This is a genomic window from Streptococcus sp. GMD4S (assembly GCF_000296955.1).
This window is the reverse complement of record NZ_AJRE01000294.1, coordinates 1-930: the sequence shown is the minus strand read 5'-3', so window position 1 is coordinate 930 and position 930 is coordinate 1. Positions and strand designations below refer to the sequence as shown.

The window sequence follows — 930 nt, the reverse complement described above, 5'->3', positions numbered from 1 at the left end:
CAAAGTAGTTGAAGTTCGGTTTTTGGATGCCTAGTTCTTTCATGGCATGCAAAATCGCATCCATGTGACCAGGGCTGTTTACAGTTGGGATGAGACCAATGCCTTTGTTTTTAGCATAGTTGATCAAGTCCGTCATTTGACTCTCTGTCAAATGGTTGCCGTTTGGATCCTTGTAGTAGGCATTGGTTCCGTTTTCGAGTGCACGTTTGACATCATCGCTTGCATAGGTTTTGCCATTGGCTTTGATCGTCATGTCGTCCAGCATGAAACGCATGCCATCATTTCCAACTAGTAAATGAAGATCAGTATAACCATAGTGTTTAGCTTTGTCGATGATTTCTTTGAGTTGCTCAGGCGAGAAGTACTTGCGTCCAGCATCAATTGAGATCATTTTTCGTTTAGCCAGTTTTTCATTTACCTGAGCTGCTCGTTCCGTACTAGGAGTGGCTACTGCAGGTGTGGTTACTGCAGGTGTGGCTGCTTCATTTTTCTTTTCTGAAGGAGAGTTTTCTGCAGGAACTTCAGTTGGAGCAGGACTTTCTTTCTCAGTAGTCGGAGTAGGACTAGCATTTTCTGTCACAGCTGGTGCAGTTGTTTCTTCCGTTTTTGGAGCAACTGTATGAGGAGCCTCCGTGTCTTCTTTGATCTCCTCTTTTACAGGTTCTTCAGCCTTTTCTTCCAGTTTTTCTGGGGCCTTGGACTCTCCAGCCTCATTGGGTGTTTGCGGACTCTCCTGGACAGTTTGAACTGTTTCCCCAGCTGTTGGAGTCGGAGTAATCCCGTCGGCAGCTGCGACTTGTGCGCTAAAAGCAAATCCTATAAGTACAGAAGCTGCTCCAACTGCGTATTTACGGATGGAGAAGCGCTGTTTCTTTTCTAGTTTCATGACAAAACCTCCTTGTTATTATCATATATGATAGCGTTTACATA

At 44.6% G+C, this 930-nt stretch carries 1 protein-coding gene; it reads right to left on the bottom strand.

What is annotated here, in order from left to right:
* The coding region (locus GMD4S_RS09455) for a family 20 glycosylhydrolase (protein ID WP_000764167.1) at positions 1-886 on the bottom strand (886 nt) is incomplete at its 3' end.
* Positions 887-930 lie beyond the last annotated feature (44 nt).